Source organism: Pelotalea chapellei (genome assembly GCF_018531195.1).
Taxonomy (GTDB): Bacteria; Desulfobacterota; Desulfuromonadia; order Geobacterales; family Pseudopelobacteraceae; genus Pelotalea; species Pelotalea chapellei.
The window spans coordinates 1-20,273 of sequence record NZ_JAHDYS010000020.1; the positions used below are offsets into that span (position 1 = coordinate 1).

Sequence of the window (20,273 nt, forward strand, 5' to 3'; positions counted from 1 at the left end):
CTTTCCGTTGCAATTACCTATGCAGGTAGTGCGACTGCTCCGACTGCAGCAGGTTCTTACGCAGTAGTTGCTACGGTCTCCGACACCAATTACACCGGCAGCGCTACTGGAACTCTCGTAGTCGCCAAGGCCACCCCGGTGATCACTTGGGACAACCCTGCGCCGATTATCGTGGGAACAGCACTTTCCGCAACACAGCTTAATCCTAGAGCCAACGTTCCGGGTACCTTCACCTTCACCCCGGCTTTAGGCACAGTGATGAATACGGTCGGTACTCAGACCCTGTCCGCGTTCTTTACACCCACCGATGCTGCAAACTACAACAATGCATCGGTAACAGTTGCATTGACCGTAAACCCGGGTGTAAAGCAGGATCCAACTATCACCTGGAACAACCCGGCGTCGATTACCTACGGTACCGCCCTCGCCGCTACACAGTTGAATGCTACATCCGGCGGAGTAGCCGGTACCTTCGTCTACACTCCCGCAGCAGGTACCGTGCTGAATGCCGGCACACAGACCCTGTCGGTTACGTTCAATCCGACCGATACCACTACCTACAACAGTGTGAGCAAGACCGTTACCCTGACCGTAAACAAGGCGGCAGCAACGATAGCAATATCCGGCCTTAGCCAGACCTATAGCGGTACCGCCAAAAGCGTCACCACAACCACCACCCCTGCCGGTCTGATCAGCAATTGTACCTACAACGGCAGCACTACCCTCCCGACTGCAGCTGGTAGCTATGTTGTGGTCTGCACAATAACCGATGACAACTACACCGGCACTGCAACGTTCAGCCTGGTCATTTCCAAAGCTGCTTCGACCATCACCTGGGCAACCCCTGCTCCGATCACCGCAGGAACAGCTCTTTCCGCAACACAGCTTAACGCTACTGCAAACGTTCCGGGTTCCTTCGTCTACACCCCGGCTTTAGGCACAGTAATGAATACGGCCGGTACACCGGCCCTGGCCGTTGCCTTTACACCCACCGACGCAGCAAACTACAGCAATGCATCGGCAACAGTTTCATTGACCGTAAATCAGGGTGTCAAGCAGGATCCGACCATCACCTGGAACAACCCGGCGGCGATCACCTACGGTACCGCTCTCTCCGCAGCACAGTTAAATGCTACCGCAAGTGTGGCCGGTACCTTCGTTTACACCCCAGCTACCGGAACTATCCTCAATGCCGGCAACCAGACTCTGTCGGTTACGTTCAATCCGACCGATACGGTTACCTACAATAGTGTGAGCAAGACCGTGACCCTGACCGTGAACCAGGCGGCAGCATCGGTTACTCTCTCAGGACTAACCACTACCTACAGCGGGACAGCCAAGTCTGCAACTGCAACCACTTCACCGGCAGGGCTCCCGGTTGCCATTACCTATGCCGGAAGCGCAACAGCTCCGACCGCAGCAGGTACCTATCCTGTGGTGGCAACAGTTACCGATACCAACTACACCGGCTCCGCAAACGGAACTCTGGTCATTTCCAAAGCTGCTTCGACCATCACCTGGGCAACTCCTGCTCCGATCACCGTAGGAACAGCCCTTTCCGCAACACAGCTTAACGCTACTGCCAACGTTCCGGGTACCTTCGTCTACACCCCAGCTTCAGGCACAGTGATGAATGCGGTGGGTATCCAAACTCTGTCGGCGACCTTTACGCCGGCTGACAACACCAATTACACTGCAGCAACAACAACAGTGGCATTGACTGTGAACAGCAGCGGTTCCATCAACCAGCCACCGGTCATCTCATCAGCCCCACTGCTGACCGCCTACAAGGATGGCTATTATTATTATCAGGTGGCTGCATCGGATCCCAATGGGGATAAAGTCACTCTATCATTGACGACACGTCCATCCGGCATGGCCATTGACACCAACACCGGTATTATTTCCTGGAGACCTAGCGACTCCGGCTACTTCTCTGTCTCTATTAAGGCAACTAACTCGACCGGTCTTTCCACCACCCAGAGTTTCAAAGTTTATGTCCGTGACAGTTCTTCATCTAACAGCTCACCCAAAATTACCTCAACTGCGGTAACCACCGCCGTTGCCGGTGTCCCTTACACCTATGACGTAAATGCGACGGACTACAACGGTGATACCCTGTACTACCGCCTTTACACAGCCCCGACCGGCATGAGCATCAATCTTGCCACTGGAGTCATAAACTGGACGCCAGCAGCATCGCAGGTTGGGTCTCAAAACGTCTCGATCATGGTTGTTGATAGCAAGGGCGGGAAAACATATCAGAACTTCTACATTAAAGTCACAGCAGCAACGCTGGAGAAGCCTGTCATTACCTGGGCAGCTCCCACTCCGGTCCTAGTTGGAACTGTTCTTTCATCAGCACAACTCAATGCCCAGGCAAATGTACCTGGTACTTTCAGCTACACACCTCCTGCTGGCACTGTGATGAATACAGCGGGGGTACAGGCTTTATCAGTACTCTTCACCCCTTCCGATACCACCACATACAGCAGTGCAAGTGCAACTGTGGGCATTGCAGTTAACCCTGAGGTAGTCATTAACAAGGCACCTGTCTTTACCTCAACTGCCTCCCTCCCCGCTGGCAACAATAGCTCTTCGTATAGCTTCCAGGCAAAAGCAACAGATCCAGAGATGGATACTATTGTCTACACGCTTGCCAATGCCCCCTCAGGGATGACTATTGGAACAACCTCCGGGTTGATCAACTGGAGTACTCCGGTCGTAGGCAGCTACAATTTCTCAATCATTGCGGATGACGGCAAGGGAGGAAATACTGTTCAGTCGGCCACCCTTTCCATCAGCGGAGCCACAGTCAACCTGCCTCCTGTCATAACTTCCTTGCCTGTTACCATTGGATACAGAAACATTTCCTACAGGTATGGCGTTCAGGCGAACGATCCGAATGGAAACAGCCTGAGGTTTACACTTTCCAAAAAACCCTCGGGCATGACGATCAATTCGTCCACAGGTTTCATCAGCTGGGTACCGAGTAGTGAAGGGAATTATGCTGTTACTGTCAAAGTTACTGATTCCATGGGAGCATCTGCCTTTCAGAACTTTACAATTTCAGTCAAACCCCGAGGTGCCTGGACTGGTTCAAGCGTTAGAGACAAACACTGATTATTATTACGGGGAGACATTGAACTGTCTCCCCAGCGTAGCCAACCTTTTTTCTATATTTGCAATACAGGACACAAAAAAGCCCATCGGATACACCGATGGGCTTTTTCTGTAATACTGATGTCTAGGCAGTTTATGCAGCCGTTACATTAACCTTTAGTTTGGCAGTAATTTCAGGAAACATCTTAACAGGAACAGTGTACTCGCCAACCTGTTTGATGGGATCAGCAAGAACAATCTTCTTGCGATCAATATCAAAACCATTCTCTTTGAGATAAGCTGCAATTTCCATGTTGGTAACTGAACCAAACAGCTTACCCTCTTCACCGGCCTGATGTGACAGGTTTACGGTCAGCGCCTCAAGTTTTGAAACCAGCAGTTTGGCAGACTCGAGCGCCTTGTCCTTTTTGTAAGCCATCTGACGTTTGAGGTGATCAAGAGCCTTGGCGTTTTTCTCAGTAGCCTCAACAGCCAACCCTTTGGGGAGTAGGTAATTGCGGGCGTAGCCAGGTGCTACCTTAACGATGTCGCCAATGTGACCAAGTGTATCAATGTTCTCATTCAAAATAACCTTCATAATACTTCTCCTTTCAAGCCTGTTTTACAGGTTTTCCTGTTTTCTGGGGGTGCGAAAATCACCCCACAGGTCAAATATTCCAACTACCGCAACAACAAAAGCAAGGTACGGCTGAAAAATAAGCATTACATAAAGTGCTGCCCGAAGAATGCCTGAATACATCTGTCGAGCAATAACAGATGTAACAACCGCCAAGCCCTGCAAAAAGTAAAGCATTGACAGTATGACCAGTACATTCAAGGCCGGTACAGTTATTACAGGATAGGCAGCCAGCAAGGCAAAGCCGGAAAAAATCAGCAGCCACACAAGCGGTTCAGGATTCCTGAATTGAGAAAATTCACCGACTTTTAACTGGAAGCCCCATCGTGGTGAAAAGCGCTTCAGAAGCGCAATATTAAAGCCAGCCATGGCGATCAGCATGACTGTCATCAAAGATGGGTAAATCTTTATGAGTAAAGCACCTGCCATGGTCATTGATTGTTTCATTGCCGCCAATTCATCACCAGTGATTCCGGCTTTCTCATAGATCCCGGCAGCTTGAGCAATACTATGATTGATCTCCTGAACCGCAATCAGATGAATATTCTTTCCAGTTACAAAGGTGAAAACAAGCGCTGCAATAACATAGAAAACAAGGTTAAGCAGTGTTGTCCAGATCAATGAACGTACTACACCAAATTTACGCACCAGCAACTCAGACATCACCAAGGCAATAAAAGCGCACTGTCCTACATATAAAAGTCCCGCACGCATTCCGAAAACGGCAACCAAAATCGAGGTCGTACCAAGGGTGATGATGACAGCAGTACCCATGCCAAATTTGAATCGGGAAAAAAGTGCAGGAAATGGCGCCAGCAGACCAGAAAATATGCCTGCTGGCGGAATGACAATGTACGCTGCAAAAAAAGAAAATGAACAGGCCACGCCCAGAACTGCAACTGCTAATTGGACGACCGTGCTACTATTCTTTGATGTACTACTCATTCAGGATGGGTTACGGAAGTACATGAGTTGAAGCTACTGGCAATAACGCCAGGTTGCGAGCACGTTTGATCGCTTCTGTAATCTCCCGTTGATGCATTGAGCAGTTTCCTGAGATGCGGCGCGGAATAATCTTGCCGCGCTCGGAGATGAAATAGCGAAGGGTGCGAGGCTCTTTGTAGTCAATAGTTAAGTTTTTTTCAGCACAGAAGCGGCATACTTTCCTGCGCTGGAAGGGACGCTTCTTTCTTGGGCCACCTGGGCCTGAAGGTCTTTGCTGAGAAGTGGGTCTTTCGTTGCTCATGATTTTCTATCCTCCGGGAAATTATTCGCTTGCCGTTTCTTCAGCGGTTACGTCGGACTCGACAGCCTCAGATTCGGCCACAGGGGCCTTCTTCTCGACAGCAGGCTTCTCGGGCTGATCAGTGATGTTGACACTCTGATACCTAAGCACCTTCTCATCAAGTCTGAGTCGACGCTCCAACTCAGCGATCATCTCGCGACCGCCATTGTAGCGCAGATACAGATACCGACCTCTTGCGAACTTCCGGATGGGATAGGCCAGTTTCCTGACACCCCAGTCTTCCAGCCGCTGAAAGTCACCCTTGTAGGATGCAATCACGTCTTGAACCTTATCTGCGATGACTTTGATTTCGTCTTCGCTCAGGTCCGGCTGGAGGATGTAAATCGTTTCGTACTTCCTCATGTTGTGTTTCCTCCTCACGGTTTTCGAGCTCCGGTCCAACCCGGAACAAGGAGATTCGACCGAAGTCGATCTTAAAAGAACAGCATTTATACTGTTTTACCACTTAAAATGCAATATATATTTCAGCTAGACCCAAGAACAGCACGATACTTTTTAACCAGCTCAATCGGCTTGTAAGAAAGCTTAGCACTACGCAACCCAGCTTCCCCCAAATCCTGTTCACGATTGACATATTTACATTCTTGAAATATCAGCCTACTGAATTCTCGATTTACTAATTGTGCAATTCCATCCATAAAAGGATCACTTTTTTCAAAATGACAAACAGCCGTCTCTCTGTTGAGACGTTCACCAAGCTCAAATGCTCTTACGATACCTCCAACTGACACAACAACCCCTGCCAGCCCAAGCTCATCTGCCCGGACTACGGCCTCTGCAGCTGCCTTTACCTCATATCCCCCCGATAAATTAATTTTTCCGCGAATCCTGCGCCACTCATCAAGAAGCGCAAGGCACTCTAATTCATGTCGCCTTTCGAACAGCTCAACCTTATATTCATGATGAGAGGTGAAGTAGTTGATACGATTTTTTTTATTGTGAAAACGGTTGCCCGGAAGCGCAGCCAACTCCTCGCGCAAATATAAATAATCAAAAGCATCGCGGTCTTCTTTCGTCACAATTGCTCCCCTTAAATATCTGGAAACAAAAACATCGTCCGCGCCATACAACTCGATTCCATCTGCAAAAAGAAAATCAAGGGCTCCAGCAATATCTCCAGTGAGCGGCGGCAAAAAATAGCTGCGGCCATCATACCCTACCCCCATTACAACAAGTGCATCTGCCACCATTGTCAATTGATAGTCGTGGGCCTCCCGGAACAAATATAAACCGGCAAAGCTCATTTCTGATACGCGTGGTTGAATCTCCGAGAAAACAGTATCCAGCAACTGCTTATCGCCTATTTCAATCGCTCGGGCATGGGGATAGCGAGGAATTTCCATTGAGTTCTCCAACAATTGTTGTAGTATTCCACCGCTCAGCGTTTTGACAACCTTAACAGGCATACAGAGTTTGATTCTCCACTATGCCTGCAAAATTTTCTCGGAGAGATAATCATGGCAATTGCGAACAAAATAGCCAATCATATTTCCAAATCCTCATGGATCCGCAAGATGTTTGAAGAAGGCGAGCGCCTGCGTCTAGAAGTCGGAGCGGAAAAGATATTTGACTTCACCTTGGGCAACCCCGACGTAGAGCCTCCTGAAGCATTCCAACGAGAATTATGTACTCTTGCCCAGAATCCCCTGCCCGGCATGCACCGCTATATGAACAATGCCGGATATGAAGAAACCCGCGCAGCAGTTGCAGAAAAACTTTCACGCGATGCCGGCCTCAGCGTGAGCGCCAAGCATGTCATTATGACCTGCGGTGCAGGCGGAGCACTCAATGTTGTGCTCAAGACTATCCTGAATCCAGGTGAGGAAGTCATCATTTTGGCTCCTTTCTTCGTGGAGTACAAATTTTACATCGACAATCATGGCGGTGTGCCGGTGGAAGTATCGACTGAACAGGAAACCTTCCAGCTTGATATTGATGCCATAGAAAAAGCATTGACTTCCAAAACCCGCGCCATACTCATCTGCTCACCAAATAACCCTACCGGCGTGATCTATCCACAGGAAAGCCTGCGCAAACTGGGTTCCCTGCTCAAAAACATCCATAGACGCAACGGCCACCTGATCTATGTCATATCGGACGAGCCATATGCTCGCATTGCTTATGACGGCAAAAGTGTGCCGAATATTTTTCCGCTGGTGGAGAGCTCGATCATCGTTACATCCCATAGCAAGGACCTGGCTCTGCCGGGTGAGCGCATCGGATATTTAGCAGCCAACCCAACTATGGATACCGTCATGCAGTTCATGGAAGGCGCCATTTTCAGCAACCGTGTGCTTGGCTTTGTGAACGCTCCGGCACTGATGCAGCGCCTTGTGGCGAAACTTCAGGATGAATCTGTTGATATCGCAGCCTACCAGGCCAAGCGCGACCTGTTGGTGACTTCTCTTACAGGCATGGGTTTTGAGATGGTGGTTCCTGACGGTGCGTTCTACCTTTTCCCCAAGTCCCCCCTGACTGACGATCTGGAGTTCGTCAAGCTCGCACAAAAGCACCGCATCCTACTTGTCCCCGGTGCCGGCTTCGGCGCCCCAGGATTTTTCCGGATCGCCTACTGCGTGGACATTGATCTGATAAAGAGGAGCTTGCCAGCATGGAGTGAATTGGCCAAAGAGGCTGGCCTGAAGGGGTGATCAGCAACATTTTTTTCAAATTTATGTGTCACCGCGAGATCTGCTAGCCGCCCTTTCCTGCAAAAATTCGATAAAATCGATGTGCCGATTAACAAAGGTAAGGTTGAAGCGGCTTTCATAGAGCAGTATCGCGCTTGCCGCAAACAAGAACAAGCCTCCGCACAGGGCTATGAGCGTCGGAATCCAGGCATTCTGAGGACTGCCATAGGCTGTATTGATGGCAATAGCCAAACTGGCCGCAATAAAGAAAGCCGTAGAGGTATAAAGGGCTGCCATTGATTTCTGAATCAAGGTAGCCCTTTTTTTCGCGCACGCAATCTGGGCGGAAATCGATGCCATACGCTGTTCAGGGTAGTCCAGCTTTCCCGCCAAAATGTCTTCCAATTCGCTTTTCATGACATTGACCCTATCAAAGATCCGTCCCAGACGGGCTGAAGTTGAAAATATCAGCGTTCCGCAGGCGGATATCAGGACCGCCGGAGTGATCATGGAGGTCAGAATTCGGGAACTGGAAAGCGCATCTAACAAATCTTTATCATTAATAACCATAAACTAGTCCCGGTACCGTTTGACAATATCCCCATAAGCATCAATGCGTCGGTCGCGCAGAAAAGGCCAGATTCTTCGTACCGTTTCGCTCCGCTCCAGGTCCACTTCTGTCAACAGAATTTCCTCGCAATCCCGTGACGCTTCGGCAAGAATTTCACCCTGGGGTCCGGCAACAAAGCTACTCCCCCAGAACTGGATGCCACAGGCTGAAACATCCGCAGATGATTCAAAACCTACTCTATTGACTGCCAGCACCGGCAGGCCGTTAGAAACAGCATGGCCGCGCTGACTGATGATCCACGCATCGCGCTGACGTTCTTTCTCATCCTGACTGTCCGCCGGATCCCATCCGATGGCAGTGGGATAAATCAAAAGATCGGCGCCGGCCATGGCCATCAAGCGGGCACCTTCCGGATACCACTGATCCCAGCAGACCAGCACTCCCAGTGTCCCTACGGAGGTCTTTATGGGAGTAAAACCTAGATCACCCGGCGTAAAATAAAATTTCTCATAAAATCCCGGATCGTCAGGAATGTGCATTTTACGATAGGTGCCTGCAATACTACCATCCTTCTCGAACACCACAGCCGTATTATGATACAGACCCGGCGCCCGGCGCTCGAAGAGTGAGGAGACGATCACCACTCCCAACTTACGGGCCAGATTACCCAGCAACTCGCACGATGGACCGGGAATCGATTCAGCCTGGTCAAACAGTGTTGGGTCCTCAACTTGGCAGAAGTACAGCCCGGCATGCAGTTCCTGAAGAACAACCAGTTCTGCCCCGGCAGCGGCCGCCTTATGGATCAACTCCGCACTCTTTGCCAGGTTTGCCTGTCGGTCATCGCAACAGGTCTGCTGCACTAGCGCGATCTTGACTCTTTTCATAGCAACACTCCATGGGGAAGCTGCATGGTCACACAGTGAAGCGAGCCATGCTGTTCTGCCAATGGAAGGCAATCAATCCCAACAATTTCACGTCCAGGAAAAGCCTTCCGGATACATTCCAGGGCTAGAGCATCCTTTTCCTGCTCCCGATAGGTCGGAACCAGCACAGCTCCATTAATAACCAGAAAATTAGCATACGTCACCGGCAGCCTGCATGCTGATTCACTGAAACGTGCCTTTGGCCAAGGAAGCGGTATCAGCCGATAAGGTGAACCATCAGGTGCCCTGAAAGCAGACAATTCCTGTTCCATCAGCTTCAACTCGCCATAATGCTCGTCCCGCTCGTCATCACAGGCAACATACACAATCACGTTCCCCGGGCAGATGCGCGCCAATGTATCCACATGGGAATCCGTATCATCTCCGGCAAGAAAACCATGATTAAGCCAAAGCACCCGCTTGGCACCAAGCAACGCAGCCAGTGCCTGTTCGATCTCGCTCTGGTCAAGTTGTGGGTTGCGGTTCGGTGACAGCAGACATGTCGAGGTAGTAAGGATGGTGCCGAGGCCGTCACTTTCGATACTGCCCCCCTCCATTACCAGACCGATAGTCTTAAGATTTGGAATGAAGACTCCCTGCTCTTTAAGTTGCTTTGTGACCAGATTGTCATAATTAGCAGGGAACTTGAGCCCCCAGCCATTGAAACCGAAATCAAGCAGTACCGGCTGGCCGTTGTATTCCACCGTAATTGGCCCGAAGTCTCGCGCCCAGGTATCATTGGTCGGCATCTCACAGACAGAGATACGAGACAGGTCAATACCGGCGGCTTTCAGATACAGTTCAGCCTCAGCACGACGCGGGGCAGCCACTATAACTTGCTCGAAACGGCTCACTTGACGGATAATATCAAGAAACACAGGGCGAACATCATCCAGCATATAAGCCCAGTCAGTGCCTTCATGGGGCCAAGCCAACAGAACACCATCCTGCTGTTCCCATTCGGCAATAAGTCTCGGATTCATCGTATAGCCTCCATTGAATTTCTGCGTGAACAGCCTGTTCATGCAGACTTAAGTATCGAAGAAGTATATAGTGACACTTTGTCTGGTGCAATATATAACCATCTGCCACCCCCGCTCCAGGCACTGGATTAGAGTTTTGACTTGCTTTATATCGTCCTTTGCACTAGTAAAAGTTTTCGAAGATATTACGGTATGGAGAATGTGGTGAAACATCTTTCCCTTCAGGCACCAGCCAAGGTCAACTATCTGCTCGATGTCATCAGACGACGCACGGATGGGTATCATGATCTGCGCATGATCATGCAGCGGGTCAACCTTTGCGATGAAATCAGTATTATTTTACAGGACAAGCCCGACTTGAACGTCACCTGCGGCAGACAGGGTGTGCCGGATGGTCCGGGCAATATCGCCTGGAAAGCGGCTCGAACGATGCTGGACTTGGCAGAAACCGGAAAGGGTGCTGCCATTTCTATCACCAAGAAGATCCCTGTTGCAGCCGGGCTGGGGGGAGGAAGCAGTGATGCTGCCAGCGTTTTAATGGGCATGAATGAGTTGCTGGGACTGCACCTCTCTGATGAACAATTGATGCAAATTGGCGTTAAGTTGGGGGCAGATGTTCCTTTTTTCATATTCAAAAATACTGCCCTGGCTGAAGGCATTGGAGAGCAACTTCGTACCATGCCCACCATGCCCCCCGCCTGGGTTGTGTTGATAAATCCCGGAGTACATGTATCGACTGCCTGGGTATATAGAAGTTTACAGTTGACAAACGAAAAAAAGTTAGCTAAGCTTCCGAAGTTTTTCGATGATGTTAATAGTGTCTGCGGCATCTTCTCGAACGACCTGGAAGAAGTGACCATTCCCGCCTTTCCGGTTATAGGGGAGATAAAAAACAAAATGCTTGAATTGGGGGCATCGGGCGCCATGATGTCCGGCAGCGGGCCCACAGTTTTCGGCCTTTTTTCTGATAAAGACAAAGCTGAGAAAGCACAACAAGCATTGAGCGACAACAGCGGCTGGTTTTCTGCTGTAGTAGAAACACTTTAAATTGTTCCTTTAATTGATGATGGGGCGTCGCCAAGCGGTAAGGCATCGGATTTTGATTCCGACATTCCCAGGTTCGATCCCTGGCGCCCCAGCCAATAAAAAAGGGTTACGTTATATGCGTAACCCTTTTTTCATTTAACAACCTTTTGCACAAGTCAATATGGTTGAACATGAAGGATCTTACGTGCGTATTGTTATGGTTGCCATCCATCCCTACCCCTCACCCCAAGCCATCCCCTTATCCAACGCTTTCCTGCAAAGCTACCTGGCTGCAAATCATGGCATCGCCGCCGAAACACAACGTGCTGACTTTTATCTAAGTGACCCAACAGAAACATGCGCTGCCGAATTAGAGGCTTTACAACCAGATGCAATCAGTTTCTCGATATACGTCTGGAACCGCTCCAAGACCAGAGAGATTGCGGCCTTACTGAAAAAGCGCCTACCTAAAACAATCATCTTTGCCGGCGGACCTGAAACAACAGCCGATCCCGAAGGAGTGCTGGCCGAGATTTGTTTTGATTTTCTTATAATTGGAGAAGGGGAAATTGCCTTTAAAGAAGTATGCACACGCTTAGCATCAAGTGCCGATCTAAATGGCATTGCCGGTGTACTGACCCGCACCACGCCACCTCATGAGAAAAATACTACTCCTTTACTCCAAGACTTGGACGCGATTCCCTCACCATGGTTAACCGGTGTCCTGGACAGTCGCAGCTACAGGGGCATTTTGTGGCAATTATCCCGTGGCTGCGGGTTCACCTGCGATTTCTGCTTCGATTCTCGAGGCATCCATGGCGTACGCCGCTTTTCCCTTGATCGAATCAAGGAGGAATTGCGACTTTTTGCCTCTACAGAAGTTTCACAGGTTTTTGTTCTGGATTCTACCTTTAACATGGATATCAAGCGGGCTAAGGAAATCCTTCGGTTGATCAAAAAGTTTGCACGGGGAATTCACTTTCATTTCGAGATTCGCAGCGAATTCATAGACCGAGAAATGGCCCGCCTCTTTGCCGATATCACCTGCTCTCTACAAATTGGCCTGCAGAGCTCGAATGCCCAAGTAATGAAAAATGTGGGGCGAGTCTTTAACAGGGAAGATTTTACAGCCAAAGTGGATATTCTCAATCAAGTAGGCGCGGTCTTCGGCTTTGACCTAATGTACGGACTGCCCGGTGACACCCTCTCCGGCTTTACCGTAAGCTTGGACTACGCTTTAAGCCTTTACCCCAACCATCTTGATATTTTCCCACTTGCAATTCTGCCTGGCACTGCCCTGGCTGCTCGCAGCGGTGAACTTGGCCTACATTATCTCGCTCACCCACCTTATACACTTATCTCTTCACCAACTTTCGATGAACTGCAGATGGAACATGCTCATCGTCTGGCGCAGGCTTGCTCCATCTTCTATACCCGCGGTAAGTCAGTAGCATGGTTCAACAGCCTCATAGTAGCTCTTAACACAAAGCCATCAATTTTCCTCACACAGTTTGATGAGTGGATTAGAAAAAAAGCCGCAGATATAACCGAAGCGGAATTGAGTGATGAAGAAATTTGGCACCTGCAGAGAGATTTCATATCCCAACTACTCACTCCCAAAAAACTAAAGCGGCTGCTGCCGCTCGTATTAGATCTTGTAGATTACCATTTTTATTATGCTGCGGCCATGCAGGCTTCCCTACCCAGCCCCTTGAACGAACAGGAATTGCAGCAATTACAAGTGCTGGATCTCACCTGCCAGCTTGCCTCCTCAACCAGAATGGCTTCCTTTAACTACGAAATACTGGACATACTTGAAGCTGGCGAGCCAATTATTCGTACTTTTATTGAGCACCATCAAAAACACGGCTCACATGCTGTCATCTACCCTACTCATGACGGCATTGCCACTGAATCCCTCATTGAACCATATTACCGACTGCTGGAGCATCTAGACCCCAAAACTCCCTGCCGCCAGATTGCTGCACAGCTAAATATCCCGAAGGATGAAGCAGCTTCATTTCTGGAGTTTGCCCTTGCAGAAGGAATTATCATTAAAGCTTAATTTCAAGAGCTGCTTGAACCTGAAACCATACGTCCGGCACAACTACGACTCAGTTATCGAGACAGCAATCACAATATGAAAGTGGTTGCTTTTCTGTATTTCTTTTAGTATACCTTGCATTTCCTTTTATAGCTGTTACAGATTTTTAGGTGATCGAAAGGTATCAACGGCATGCAAAACAAAATAAGAATTTTCACCGGCAGCTCGAACCCGGAACTGGCCAAAAAGATATGTGAAAGTCTGAGTGTACCTTTGGGAACCGCTCGGGTCCGCACTTTTTCTGATGGTGAAGTCATGGTGGAAATTGGTGAAAATGTCCGCGGCCGTGACGTCTACATCATCCAGTCTACCTGTGCCCCCACCAATAACAATCTCATGGAACTGCTTGTCATGACCGATGCACTCAAGCGTGCTTCGGCGGCCACGATTACTGCAGTGATTCCATACTATGGCTATGCCCGTCAGGACCGCAAAGCCGCTCCGCGTACCCCCATAACCGCCAAACTGGTTGCGGATTTAATTACCACGGCAGGAGTTGATCGGGTTGTCACCATCGATTTGCATGCGGGACAGATTCAAGGTTTTTTCAATATCCCGGTTGACAACCTTTATGCCGCGCCGGTCATCCTCAACTACCTAAAAGGACGTTTCGAGGGTCAGCAGGTTGTTATGGTTACTCCGGATGCCGGAGGCACCGAGCGTGCCCGCGCCTTTGCCAAGCGTCTTGGCTGTAGTCTGGCTGTTATCGACAAACGCCGCACTGGACCAAATGTGGCCGAAGTGATGCACCTGATCGGTGACGTGCGTGATAAAGTAGCCATCATTCTTGATGACATGATAGACACCGCCGGCACCTTGACACAGGCTGCCAAAGCGCTGAAAGAAAATGGCGCAAAAGCGATTTATGCCTGCGCCACCCACGGGGTTTTGTCCGGCCCTGCAATTGAGCGCATCAACAATTCCGATATTGAAGAAATTGTTCTAACTGATACCATTCCACTTGGAGTGAATGAAACACAGACCAACAAGGTGCACATGCTTTCAGTAGCTGACCTGCTGGCCGAGGCGATCAAACGAATTCACCAGGACGAGTCAGTCAGTTCGCTATTCGTTTAAATAATTGAAGCGTACAGGGTAGGCAATGCCTGCCACTACCAGTGGAGGAATACTATGCAACAGAAACAGATGAACGTCGAATTGAGATCAAAAACCGGTAAGGGCATCAGCCGCCAGCTTAGAATAGCGAATATGGTTCCGGGTGTTGTTTATGGCAAAGGTATGGATCCCATGGCCGTCAGTATTAATTACCGTGAACTGCAGGCTGCCATGTCTGGCAGTGGCGGCCAAAACAACCTGATCACTTTGATTGGAGGCGGCAGCCTGGATCAATCTATGGCAATAATCGCCGACCTGCAAAGGGATCCCATCAAAGGCACCTACAAGCATGTCGACTTGCACCGCATCAACATGAATGAGAAACTGCGCATCGTTGTGCCAATCGTCCTGAAAGGCACAGCCATCGGCGTCAAGGAAGGCGGCCTGCTGGATCTGGGCCACCATGAGCTACATGTTGAATGCCTACCAGGCAACATCCCCGATCATATAGAGATTGATATTACCAATCTCCAGGTTGCCCATTCCATCCATGTAAACGAAATTACACTTCCGGAAGGTGTTAAGATTATCGATAACCCCAAAATTCCGGTAGTGAGCATTTTGGGCAGAGCCAAGGAAGAGGCCCCGGCCGAAGCATAATTTTCAATGCAAACTTTTCTTATAGCGGGGCTAGGCAATCCTGGCCCCCAATATCAATGGACCCGCCACAACGCGGGTTTCCTTTTTTTAGACCGTCTGGTTCATCTCGAGAACAGCCCTCTAAACCGCAAGTCTTTTTCCGGCCTAGTCGGCGAATGGAGCTACCGCGACAACCGCCATATTATCCTCAAACCCCAGACATTCATGAACCTGTCGGGTAAGTCCATCATGCAGGCGCTCCAGTTCTATAAGCTCCCCTTGTCACAATTGATCGTCATTCATGACGAGCTAGACCTTCCATTTGGATCGGTCCGTTTCAAACAGGGGGGCGGACACGGTGGCCATAATGGCCTGCGCTCAATCATGGATCAGTTGGGCAAGGGAGATTTTTTAAGGCTTCGCATCGGTATTGGCAGACCGCCTCACGGCGATACAGTCAATTATGTCTTGGGCACAATTCCACCTAAGCAGATGGAGCACTTGTCTCGGGTACTGGATGGTGGTGTTGAAATGCTGGAAATGATGTTGGACCAGGGCCTACCAAAGGCCATGAGCCTTTTTAACAACAAGAGTTTTCTGGAAGGATAACATTATGGGTTTCAATTGCGGTATCGTCGGCCTGCCTAATGTGGGCAAATCCACCATTTTTAATGCGCTGACTTCGGCCGGTGCGGAATCAGCCAACTACCCCTTCTGCACAATAGACCCCAATGTGGGTATAGTGCAGGTGCCGGATCCACGCATGGATCAGCTCTCGGCCATCGTAAAACCGCAAAAAATCCAACCTACCACCATAGAATTTGTCGATATCGCCGGATTAGTCAAAGGCGCCAGTTCAGGTGAAGGACTTGGAAATCAGTTCCTGGGCCATATCCGCAGCACTGATGCTATTGTTCATGTGGTGCGCTGCTTTGATGACGAAAATGTGGTGCATGTCAATGGCAGGGTTTCACCGGCAGACGATATTGAAGTGATCAACACAGAACTTGCTTTGGCTGACCTGGATACGGTTGAGAAGAAAATCATGCGGGCCGAGAAAATGGCTCGCAGCGGAGACAAGAAAGCCAAAGAAGAAGTCGATTTTTATATGCGCGTCAAAGCCTTGCTTGAGCAGGTTAAAAAGCTCAAGGGGGTCGCGGAAAATGAAGATGAGCGCCTCTGGCTTCGTGACATGCATCTGCTAACAGACAAGCCTGTGCTCTATGTCGCAAACGTTGCCGAGGATGATTTGGAGGGAAACCATCCTAATGTTGCCAAGGTACGAGAAATAGCTGCCGGCGAAGATGCAGGGGTCGTCGCCATATGTGGTCAATTGGAAGCTGAAATTTCAGAACTTGATTCCGAGGAGAAGCATGCTTTTCTGCAGGATATGGGCCTGGCCGAGGCTGGCCTAGATCGATTGATTCGAAGCGGCTATGAACTACTCGGCCTCATCACCTATTTCACTGCCGGTGTCAAAGAAGTGCGGGCATGGACCATCGTGAACGGCACCAAAGCCCCGGGAGCTGCAGGAGTAATTCATTCGGACTTTGAAAAAGGCTTTATTCGTGCAGAGGTGATTGCGTTTAACGATTTCATTGCCTGTAACGGAGAAGCCGGCGCCAAAGAAAAAGGGCTTATGCGCTTGGAAGGCAAAGAATATACTGTGAAAGACGGGGATGTAATGCACTTTCGGTTCAACGTTTAATTAGCTGGTTCTTACTCAACTGCAAAAGCCACTTTCAATCCAGTATAATGGATTGAAAGTGGCTTTTTTGTATGGAAATCATCAGTAAATGGAATAATTGGCAGTGTCCGAAAAAAGTTCCCTGAGCAGCATATTGTTAAGATAGTGCCCTGTCCGATTGGCCTCAACCTTGCCAAGAATGCGGTAGCCACTGGTATAGAAATCACCGATCAGATCCAATATCTTATGGTTAACCAGCTCTTTCCTGTACCGCAGTCCATGCGGATTTACAATATCATCCATTCCAATCACCACAGCATTATCCAGAGACCCGCCTTTAGCAAGACCGGCCTTCTTAATAGCTTCGATTTCTTCAAGAAGTGTAAAAGTACGCGAATTTATGATGGAAAAAGCATTTTCAACATCAGTTACCCTCTTTTTCTGTTTCCCCACCGGCTGACGAAACTCAATAGACATTGTTATATCAAGTGTATTGAGCGGCTTAATTCGAACCCAGGCATCTTTATGACTGACTTCAACCGGCCGCTGAACCTTTAAATAAACTCCACTATCGGGAAATTCATAGACACCCGCCTTCCACATTCCCTGATAAAACTCCCAGGCAGAACCATCAAGAATAGGTACTTCCGGCCCATCAATATAGACGAGGCAATTGGTTATTCCTGAAAAATAAAAAGCTGCCATGAGATGCTCAATAGTAGCTACAGAGATATCGCCATTGGAAATCTGTGTCGAAAGTCGGGTATCAGCCACCATGTCATAACGTGCCGGGATGATGGTTCCCTTGCAGACAAAGGCTATTCCAAATTCACGACGAGGCAAAAACTCCAGTGTAACCTGGCGACCGGTATGCAAGCCTATACCGGAAATCTTGAATATACGATTGATTGTTGTTTGGCGTTTGATCATGGGGTGACTATGGCAGAATAACGAAAATGCGTCAAGACGAGGCCGGTACGCGAGGCGGTGTGTTGATTAAACTCTTCAGTTGTTCGTGCTCTCTGGCAAGTGCATCGTATTTTCGCTCCAGTTCTCGAATTTGGTCAAACAGACAGGAAATCGCTTTGGCCTCAGGATCCGGCAGCTGACCATGCTGCAGGTCTGCCCTCCCTTCTTCCTTCTTCTGCTCCATTACCATCCTTCCGGGAATACCAACAACAGTTGCGTTTTCAGGCACAGCCTTTACCACAACCGAATTCGAACCTATCTTAGCCCCTTTGCCTACTGTAAATGGTCCCAAAATTTTTGCTCCAGAACCGATAACAACATTGTCTTCCAAAGTAGGATGGCGCTTCACCTTGTCCCACGTTACCCCACCAAGTGTTACGCCGTGATACAAGGTCACATTGTCGCCTATTTCTGCAGTCTCACCAATGACCACACCCATTCCATGATCAATAAAAAACTTACGCCCTATTTTTGCTCCCGGATGAATCTCAACACCTGTTAAAAAGCGACCGACATGAGAAGTAAAACGCCCCAGGAAGTAAAATTGACGTATCCAGAACCAATGGGCAATCCTGTAGATCCACAATGCATGCAAGCCGGGATAACAAAAAATAATTTCTAATATATTACGGGCAGCAGGATCGCGTTCAAAAACTGAATTCACATCTTCCCGGAGACCTTTAAACATTGCAAACTCCTAATACATCAGTAAACCATCGTTATTCACAGCTACCATACCCCATCAATTATGTCAAATACTTGCAGGTCAGTTTAAATATATCTTCCAGCACCGGATCCTTCACCGCTGTTCGTAACTCAACAATTACAGGTTTGAAAGCCGCAAACTTCTCTCGACAAAGAGATCAATCTTCTCTAAGATGCTTCAAATTGTATACACTATTATAGTGGTCCTTGAGACCATCATCACTATCACGAAAGGAGCTTCACAATGGCAACTCCCGAATTCATGTATCAGGATCCGTTTCCGCTAGACAAAGACAATACGAAATACCGGAAACTAGAGGGATCTGAAAAGTATGTAACCGTCGAAAAGTTTGCAGACAAAGACGTAGTGAGGGTTTGTCCAGAAGCTCTTTCGATTCTGGCAAACGAAGCGATGAAAGATGTTTCCTTCTTGTTACGCCCTGCACACAATGAGCAGGTTGCCACTATTTTGCGCGACCCTGAAGCTTCCATGAACGACAAAGGCGTGGCCATGGCCTTCCTACGCAATGCAGAGATCAGTGCCCAGTTTGAACTGCCGATTTGTCAGGATACAGGAACTGCCACTGTTGTTGCAAAAAAAGGACAGCAGATCTGGACCGGCGTCAGGGATGAAGAATACATCTCCAAAGGAGTTTACAAGACTTATACTGAGGAAAACCTGCGTTACTCTCAGACAGTAGCTCTTGATATGTATGAAGAAAAAAATACCGGCACTAATCTACCGGCTCAGATTGACATAATGGCTACGGATGGTGATTACTACAAGTTCCTCTTCATGGCAAAAGGTGGCGGATCAGCCAATAAAACCATGCTCTTTCAAGAGACCAAAGCTTTGCTCACCCCTGAAAAGCTTTACAAGTTTTTAGTAGAGAAAATGAAATACTTGGGCACAGCAGCCTGCCCCCCCTACCATATCGCTTTTGTAATCGGCGGCACATCAGCCGATGCCTGCATGAAAGCTGTGAAACTGGCCACCGCCAAGGAGCTTGATGCGCTACCAGCTGCGGGTAATGAACATGGTCAGGCTTTCCGGGATTTGGAACTTGAAGCAAAATTACTGGAAGCAGCTCAGAAACTGGGTATCGGTGCCCAATTCGGTGGCAAATATTTTGCCCATGACGTTCGAGTAATCCGCCTGCCACGCCACGGTGCCTCGTGTCCGGTCGGCATGGCTGTTTCATGCTCTGCTGACAGAAATATCAAAGCAAAAATCAACCGGGAAGGTCTCTTTATAGAAGAGATGGATCGTAATCCCGGGCGCCTGATTCCCGAGCAGTACCGCGGTAAACACGAGCATGGCGTGAAGATCAACCTCAACAGGCCAATGAATGAAATTCTCGCTGAACTTTCCAAACACCCTGTTTCTACTCCACTACTCCTGTCCGGTACAATCGTGGTCGGTCGCGATATTGCCCATGCTAAATTTAAAGAAATAATGGATAGTGGAAAACCGCTGCCTGAATATCTGCTTAATCATCCAATCTATTATGCAGGACCCGCCAAAACGCCAAAAGGCAAGGCTTCCGGCTCATTTGGACCAACTACAGCCGGGCGTATGGACAGTTATGTGGATGAACTTCAGTCAAAAGGTGGTTCACTCATCATGATTGCCAAAGGAAATCGCAGCCAACAAGTAACAGATGCCTGCAAGAAATACGGCGGGTTCTACCTAGGATCTATCGGTGGACCAGCTGCTGTTCTGGCCGAGGAAAACATAAAAAAGGTAGAGTGTATTGATTTCCCTGAGCTTGGAATGGAAGCCGTCTGGAAAATAGAGGTGGAAAATTTTCCGGCCTTTATCCTGGTAGACGACAAAGGCAATGACTTCTTCAAACAACTAGGACTGTGATGTAAGATATTATTAACCCGGCTGGATGCCCAGCCGGGTGTTTTTTTACCATATTTTTTTTA

General features: G+C 48.8%; 19 protein-coding genes and 1 tRNA gene. 10 read left to right on the forward strand and 10 right to left on the reverse strand.

The genetic code is table 11. From position 1 onward, the window contains the following. Positions 1-3,123: MBG domain-containing protein (locus KJB30_RS16110; RefSeq protein WP_214301248.1), on the forward strand; the 3,123-nt coding region annotated here is incomplete at its 5' end. 133 nt (positions 3,124-3,256) lie between these two features. Here the strand turns inward: KJB30_RS16110 and rplI are convergent. From rplI to KJB30_RS16135, 5 genes are all read right to left on the reverse strand, one after another. Next, positions 3,257-3,700, reverse strand: a complete 444-nt coding sequence (rplI, locus tag KJB30_RS16115) for a 50S ribosomal protein L9 (RefSeq protein ID WP_214301249.1) — start codon at positions 3,698-3,700, stop codon at positions 3,257-3,259. A 24-nt stretch (positions 3,701-3,724) separates the two neighbouring features. Beyond that, positions 3,725-4,684 (reverse strand): YybS family protein, encoded by a 960-nt coding sequence (locus KJB30_RS16120; protein WP_214301250.1) that lies wholly within the window; start codon positions 4,682-4,684, stop codon positions 3,725-3,727. 10 nt (positions 4,685-4,694) lie between these two features. After that, positions 4,695-4,985: a 30S ribosomal protein S18 gene (gene rpsR / locus KJB30_RS16125; protein ID WP_214301251.1), complete on the reverse strand. Its 291-nt coding sequence runs from the start codon at positions 4,983-4,985 to the stop codon at positions 4,695-4,697. Positions 4,986-5,006: 21 nt separating this feature from the next. Beyond that, positions 5,007-5,387 carry a 30S ribosomal protein S6 gene (rpsF, locus tag KJB30_RS16130; protein ID WP_214301253.1) on the reverse strand — a complete coding sequence of 127 codons (381 nt, stop codon included), beginning with the start codon at positions 5,385-5,387 and terminating at the stop codon, positions 5,007-5,009. 122 nt (positions 5,388-5,509) lie between these two features. Continuing rightward, positions 5,510-6,388, reverse strand: coding sequence for a DUF2156 domain-containing protein (locus KJB30_RS16135; RefSeq protein ID WP_214301255.1), 879 nt, complete (start codon positions 6,386-6,388; stop codon positions 5,510-5,512). Between the two features lie 114 nt (positions 6,389-6,502). Here KJB30_RS16135 and KJB30_RS16140 point away from each other — a divergent pair, with 114 nt between their 5' ends. Further along, on the forward strand, positions 6,503-7,696 hold the full coding sequence (locus KJB30_RS16140) for a pyridoxal phosphate-dependent aminotransferase (protein WP_214301257.1): 1,194 nt from the start codon (positions 6,503-6,505) through the stop codon (positions 7,694-7,696). Between the two features lie 21 nt (positions 7,697-7,717). On the opposite strand, the gene KJB30_RS16145 is transcribed toward KJB30_RS16140, so the two are convergent. From KJB30_RS16145 to KJB30_RS16155, 3 genes are read right to left on the reverse strand one after another with little or no spacing between them, the layout of a single operon-like run. Next, positions 7,718-8,245 (reverse strand): DUF2721 domain-containing protein, encoded by a 528-nt coding sequence (locus KJB30_RS16145; protein ID WP_214301259.1) that lies wholly within the window; start codon positions 8,243-8,245, stop codon positions 7,718-7,720. A 3-nt stretch (positions 8,246-8,248) separates the two neighbouring features. Next, positions 8,249-9,133 (reverse strand): carbon-nitrogen hydrolase, encoded by an 885-nt coding sequence (locus tag KJB30_RS16150; RefSeq protein ID WP_214301261.1) that lies wholly within the window; start codon positions 9,131-9,133, stop codon positions 8,249-8,251. Further along, positions 9,130-10,155 carry an agmatine deiminase family protein gene (locus tag KJB30_RS16155; protein WP_214301263.1) on the reverse strand — a complete coding sequence of 342 codons (1,026 nt, stop codon included), beginning with the start codon at positions 10,153-10,155 and terminating at the stop codon, positions 9,130-9,132. Before KJB30_RS16155 ends, KJB30_RS16150 begins: the two co-directional genes overlap by 4 nt. A 204-nt stretch (positions 10,156-10,359) precedes the next feature. Between KJB30_RS16155 and ispE the strand changes: the two genes are divergently transcribed. The 7 genes from ispE (at position 10,360) to ychF (ending at position 16,688) form a co-directional block, all read left to right on the forward strand. After that, positions 10,360-11,202 carry a 4-(cytidine 5'-diphospho)-2-C-methyl-D-erythritol kinase gene (ispE, locus tag KJB30_RS16160; RefSeq protein ID WP_214301265.1) on the forward strand — a complete coding sequence of 281 codons (843 nt, stop codon included), beginning with the start codon at positions 10,360-10,362 and terminating at the stop codon, positions 11,200-11,202. Between the two features lie 20 nt (positions 11,203-11,222). Continuing rightward, positions 11,223-11,297, forward strand: a tRNA-Gln gene (locus tag KJB30_RS16165). 89 nt (positions 11,298-11,386) lie between these two features. Continuing rightward, positions 11,387-13,246 carry a B12-binding domain-containing radical SAM protein gene (locus KJB30_RS16170; RefSeq protein WP_214301267.1) on the forward strand — a complete coding sequence of 620 codons (1,860 nt, stop codon included), beginning with the start codon at positions 11,387-11,389 and terminating at the stop codon, positions 13,244-13,246. Between the two features lie 171 nt (positions 13,247-13,417). Further along, positions 13,418-14,362 (forward strand): ribose-phosphate pyrophosphokinase, encoded by a 945-nt coding sequence (locus KJB30_RS16175; protein WP_214301269.1) that lies wholly within the window; start codon positions 13,418-13,420, stop codon positions 14,360-14,362. Positions 14,363-14,416: 54 nt separating this feature from the next. Then, entirely contained in the window at positions 14,417-15,001 is a 585-nt protein-coding gene (locus KJB30_RS16180; protein WP_214301271.1) for a 50S ribosomal protein L25, read from the forward strand. A gap of 6 nt (positions 15,002-15,007) precedes the next feature. After that, positions 15,008-15,589 carry an aminoacyl-tRNA hydrolase gene (gene pth / locus KJB30_RS16185; protein WP_214301272.1) on the forward strand — a complete coding sequence of 194 codons (582 nt, stop codon included), beginning with the start codon at positions 15,008-15,010 and terminating at the stop codon, positions 15,587-15,589. A 4-nt stretch (positions 15,590-15,593) separates the two neighbouring features. Then, complete coding sequence (gene ychF, locus KJB30_RS16190; protein WP_214301273.1) at positions 15,594-16,688, forward strand: redox-regulated ATPase YchF; 1,095 nt, start codon at positions 15,594-15,596, stop codon at positions 16,686-16,688. 81 nt (positions 16,689-16,769) lie between these two features. Here the strand turns inward: ychF and lpxC are convergent, their stop codons facing one another. Both lpxC and cysE read right to left on the reverse strand, forming a co-directional pair. Then, on the reverse strand, positions 16,770-17,597 hold the full coding sequence (gene lpxC, locus KJB30_RS16195; protein ID WP_214301274.1) for a UDP-3-O-acyl-N-acetylglucosamine deacetylase: 828 nt from the start codon (positions 17,595-17,597) through the stop codon (positions 16,770-16,772). A gap of 31 nt (positions 17,598-17,628) precedes the next feature. Next, positions 17,629-18,324 (reverse strand): serine O-acetyltransferase, encoded by a 696-nt coding sequence (cysE, locus tag KJB30_RS16200; protein WP_214301275.1) that lies wholly within the window; start codon positions 18,322-18,324, stop codon positions 17,629-17,631. A 261-nt stretch (positions 18,325-18,585) separates the two neighbouring features. Here cysE and KJB30_RS16205 point away from each other — a divergent pair, with 261 nt between their 5' ends. Continuing rightward, positions 18,586-20,211, forward strand: a complete 1,626-nt coding sequence (locus tag KJB30_RS16205) for a fumarate hydratase (RefSeq protein ID WP_214301276.1) — start codon at positions 18,586-18,588, stop codon at positions 20,209-20,211. Positions 20,212-20,273 lie beyond the last annotated feature (62 nt).

What these genes read in the sequence shown, in the direction of transcription:
- rplI (WP_214301249.1), bottom strand. Translation starts at nt 3,700, where the DNA reads ATGAAGGTTATTTTGAATGAGAACATTGATACACTTGGTCACATTGGC.
- KJB30_RS16120 (WP_214301250.1), bottom strand. Translation starts at nt 4,684, where the DNA reads ATGAGTAGTACATCAAAGAATAGTAGCACGGTCGTCCAATTAGCAGTT.
- rpsR (WP_214301251.1), bottom strand. Translation starts at nt 4,985, where the DNA reads ATGAGCAACGAAAGACCCACTTCTCAGCAAAGACCTTCAGGCCCAGGT.
- rpsF (WP_214301253.1), bottom strand. Translation starts at nt 5,387, where the DNA reads ATGAGGAAGTACGAAACGATTTACATCCTCCAGCCGGACCTGAGCGAA.
- KJB30_RS16135 (WP_214301255.1), bottom strand. Translation starts at nt 6,388, where the DNA reads ATGGAAATTCCTCGCTATCCCCATGCCCGAGCGATTGAAATAGGCGAT.
- KJB30_RS16140 (WP_214301257.1), top strand. Translation starts at nt 6,503, where the DNA reads ATGGCAATTGCGAACAAAATAGCCAATCATATTTCCAAATCCTCATGG.
- KJB30_RS16145 (WP_214301259.1), bottom strand. Translation starts at nt 8,245, where the DNA reads ATGGTTATTAATGATAAAGATTTGTTAGATGCGCTTTCCAGTTCCCGA.
- KJB30_RS16150 (WP_214301261.1), bottom strand. Translation starts at nt 9,133, where the DNA reads ATGAAAAGAGTCAAGATCGCGCTAGTGCAGCAGACCTGTTGCGATGAC.
- KJB30_RS16155 (WP_214301263.1), bottom strand. Translation starts at nt 10,155, where the DNA reads ATGAATCCGAGACTTATTGCCGAATGGGAACAGCAGGATGGTGTTCTG.
- KJB30_RS16175 (WP_214301269.1), top strand. Translation starts at nt 13,418, where the DNA reads ATGCAAAACAAAATAAGAATTTTCACCGGCAGCTCGAACCCGGAACTG.
- KJB30_RS16180 (WP_214301271.1), top strand. Translation starts at nt 14,417, where the DNA reads ATGCAACAGAAACAGATGAACGTCGAATTGAGATCAAAAACCGGTAAG.
- pth (WP_214301272.1), top strand. Translation starts at nt 15,008, where the DNA reads ATGCAAACTTTTCTTATAGCGGGGCTAGGCAATCCTGGCCCCCAATAT.
- ychF (WP_214301273.1), top strand. Translation starts at nt 15,594, where the DNA reads ATGGGTTTCAATTGCGGTATCGTCGGCCTGCCTAATGTGGGCAAATCC.
- lpxC (WP_214301274.1), bottom strand. Translation starts at nt 17,597, where the DNA reads ATGATCAAACGCCAAACAACAATCAATCGTATATTCAAGATTTCCGGT.
- cysE (WP_214301275.1), bottom strand. Translation starts at nt 18,324, where the DNA reads ATGTTTAAAGGTCTCCGGGAAGATGTGAATTCAGTTTTTGAACGCGAT.
- KJB30_RS16205 (WP_214301276.1), top strand. Translation starts at nt 18,586, where the DNA reads ATGGCAACTCCCGAATTCATGTATCAGGATCCGTTTCCGCTAGACAAA.